The organism is Shewanella sp. 11B5 (assembly GCF_002836795.1).
Classification (GTDB): domain Bacteria; phylum Pseudomonadota; class Gammaproteobacteria; order Enterobacterales; family Shewanellaceae; genus Shewanella; species Shewanella frigidimarina.
The window spans coordinates 1-3,167 of sequence record NZ_PJAP01000918.1; the positions used below are offsets into that span (position 1 = coordinate 1).

General features: G+C 40.5%; 3 protein-coding genes and 1 pseudogene. 3 read left to right on the forward strand and 1 reads right to left on the reverse strand.

Annotation, left to right across the window (positions count from 1 at the left end):
• Positions 1-189 (forward strand): annotated as a pseudogene (locus tag CXF78_RS18190) (leucyl aminopeptidase); the annotation flags it as partial.
• Positions 190-299: 110 nt separating this feature from the next.
• Here the strand turns inward: CXF78_RS18190 and punR are convergent.
• Positions 300-1,202 (reverse strand): DNA-binding transcriptional activator PunR, encoded by a 903-nt coding sequence (gene punR / locus CXF78_RS18195; RefSeq protein WP_011636397.1) that lies wholly within the window; start codon positions 1,200-1,202, stop codon positions 300-302.
• 203 nt (positions 1,203-1,405) lie between these two features.
• On the opposite strand from punR, the gene punC reads away from it, so the two are divergent.
• Together punC and CXF78_RS18205 are read left to right on the forward strand one after the other, a co-directional pair.
• Positions 1,406-2,689 (forward strand): purine nucleoside transporter PunC, encoded by a 1,284-nt coding sequence (gene punC / locus CXF78_RS18200; RefSeq protein ID WP_011636396.1) that lies wholly within the window; start codon positions 1,406-1,408, stop codon positions 2,687-2,689.
• Between the two features lie 188 nt (positions 2,690-2,877).
• The coding region (locus CXF78_RS18205; RefSeq protein ID WP_374702307.1) for a hypothetical protein at positions 2,878-3,167 on the forward strand (290 nt) is incomplete at its 3' end.

Sequence of the window (3,167 nt, forward strand, 5' to 3'; positions counted from 1 at the left end):
GGTCGTCCGGCTGGTTCGATTACTGCAGCGTGTTTCTTGTCTCGTTTTACTAAGAAGTATAACTGGGCACATTTAGATGTCGCAGGTACGGCTTGGAACAGTGGTGCAAACAAAGGTTCTACCGGTCGTCCGGTACCGATTTTAAGCCAGTTCTTAATTAATCGTGCTGGTGTTGAAATCAGCGAATAAGTATTAACTTTGACGCATATTAAAGGGTAAAGCTTAAGGCTTTACCCTTTTTTTATCGTCGAAGACGTCAATACGTTAGCCTGTAAAGTACCCTCTCAAAACCATCAGAACTAGGCTAACCATTGACGATGTAATTGCTCTTCATCACCTAAATAGTCCAATACCCAAGCCAATGCGGGTGACATTTGATCATCATTCCACGCCAAACAACATGGGCTAGGTTGTTTCACTCTGTGGAGCGTTTTACAGACTAACTTTCCAGATTCAATCAACGGTCGAGCCAGATGTTCAGGCATATAGCCAACCCCCAAGCCTTCGACAAAACAGTTAATAGCACTGTGCCAATCGGGCACAACTAATCGTCGTTGACTGTTTAGCATCCACGTAATCCGCTTTGGAATATCACGAGAGGTATCTTCAAGACAAATAGACGGAAAAACACGTAACTCATCATCGCTCAGTGGACGCATAATATTTGCCAATGGATGATCAGAGCTGACCACAAACAGCCAATCAATATTGCCCATATTAGTGAATTTAAATGCCCCACCGACTGGATTTGCGGTTGTCGCACCAATGGCAATATCACTTCTTCCGGTAGCAAGCGCTTCCCATACACCATTAAACACTTCAATCCTGATAATTAGCTCAACATCTTGAAACTGTCGATAAAAATCAGCAATCAACGCATGAACGCTATCCGTTCTCGAAATATTATCCAATGCAATAGAGAGGATAGGCTTCCAACCATTGGCCACTCGTTGAGTGTCGCGTTTCATTAACTCCATATCGTTAAGAAACTGGCGCGCTTTTACGGCGAAATGCTTTCCTGCTGGGGTTAGGCTGACACTGCGATGATGGCGAATAAATAACTCGACTCCCAGTTCAGTTTCAATTTGTTTGACTGAATAACTTATAGCAGACGGTACTTTATGCAATTTTTTCGCGGCTGCAGTAAAGCTACCTGTTTGGGCGACAACGTCTATTAGCTCAAAAATTTGCTGTGAAAGCATATCAATTTAACTCGCTAGAAAATGTACATTAACAGCACAAGATGAATAACACATCCAAGGTTTGATATTGAACTGAAACCTTCCATGCCTGTAATTACATCATGGTATCAATATTTTTGATAGCAGCCGTCAAAAATAAACGTTTCCAGCTAATTTAGCAAACCATTAAGCTAGCGGCCTTTATTGAACTGACGAAAATAGATATGCCTAATTTGAACAATAACAATATATTAATCAACAAAAAACAAACAAATATAACATTCTATTTGTTTCTGTTTTATTTAGCCTTACTGAGTATGTTAGGTTTTGTAGCTACCGACATGTACCTGCCATCATTCAAATCTATTGAAGGGACTTTTAATGCAAACACTTCAGAAGTGGCCATATCGTTAACCAGCTTTTTAGCTGGCCTCGCTATCGGACAGTTATTGTATGGGCCATTAGTACATAAAATAGGTAAGCGAAACTCACTGTTTGTTGGTTTAAGCCTGTTTATGCTGGCAAGTGCATTGATTGCGAACAGTGACAGTATTCTGATGATGAATATTGCTCGTTTCTTCCAAGCGATTGGTGCTTGCAGTGCAGCCGTTATTTGGCAAGCGATTGTGATTGAGCAATACCCAGCCGATAAAGCTCAAAATATTTTCTCTAATATTATGCCTTTAGTGGCATTGTCTCCGGCATTAGCGCCCATTGCTGGCGCAATGATACTGAATAGTTTTGGCTGGCGCGCGGTGTTTATTAGCTTATGTATCATTGCAGTATTACTCATTGCCATGACGTATTTTTTTGTGCCTAAAGAACAAGTGAGCGTTCACAAAAGCAAAACTCATATCCGCTATAAACAACTGCTTTCCAATACGCGATATTTAGGCAATGTGGTTATTTTTGGTGCGTGTTCAGGCGCTTTTTTTGCTTACTTAACGTTGTGGCCTGCTGTCATGGAACAGTATGGTTACGCCGCGACAGAAATTGGCTTAAGTTTTATTCCCCAAACCATCATGTTTATTGTTGGTGGCTACTCAAGTAAATTACTGATCCGCAAATTTGGCACCAAAATCAGCCTAAACTGTTTACTGATATTGTTTGGTTTATGTGTTGCTGCCATTTTTACCTCCAGTGTGATCCTCAATACTGAAACAATATTGCCACTGCTCATTGCATTCTCTTTGCTAGCAGGAAGCAATGGCGCGATTTATCCTATTGTGGTCAATAATGCTCTGCAAGAGTTCAGCAATAACGCGGCCAAAGCTGCAGGACTACAAAATTTTTTGCAGATTACTATCTCTTTTGGGGCATCAAGTCTGGTGGCCATTTGGGCAAGTGCGGGTGATAACGCCATTGGTTGGGGAATACTGGCCTGTTCAGTATTGGTTGCCGTTGGCCACGTGATAAAAAGTCATGATTCTTGGGCACAAATAAATCAGTATTTTACTTTTCCTGATCCAGCAAGGTTATCTAAAGCCTTCACTAAACATGATCAATAATGGTGATGTGGCGATAAAATAATCATCATATGATGGAGTTATAATTTGTCTATAACTTCATCATATGCTAGGTTATTTATTGAACAGCTTAACGTTAACTCTCACATTCAAATTAACAATCACAAGGAATTGATTGAATGACGCAACACAACCGCTTGATAATGTCATTAGCAGTGGCACACCCATAAATGAAACGCTTGCCTTTAACGCTTTATATCATCTTCCTCAGCATTTGCTTTGCACTCACGCCAACGGGCGATCTATTTGCAAAAGACCAATCGCAAGTTCGATTTATCACCCATCCATTACCCCCATTTAGTTACATTGATAATGATCTTTTAAGCGGTTTTTCTATCGATATTGTTCAAGCGATGATGCTACATACCCAGCAAACAGCCAACATTGAAATGTACCCCTTTAATAGAGCTTTTCAGTTATTAAAGTCGCAACCCAATACTGCGTTATTTGTCATTGCTAA

Bases quoted from the DNA above. Each gene is read 5' to 3' on its own strand.
- punC (WP_011636396.1), top strand. From the start codon at position 1,406: ATGCCTAATTTGAACAATAACAATATATTAATCAACAAAAAACAAACA.
- punR (WP_011636397.1), bottom strand. From the start codon at position 1,202: ATGCTTTCACAGCAAATTTTTGAGCTAATAGACGTTGTCGCCCAAACA.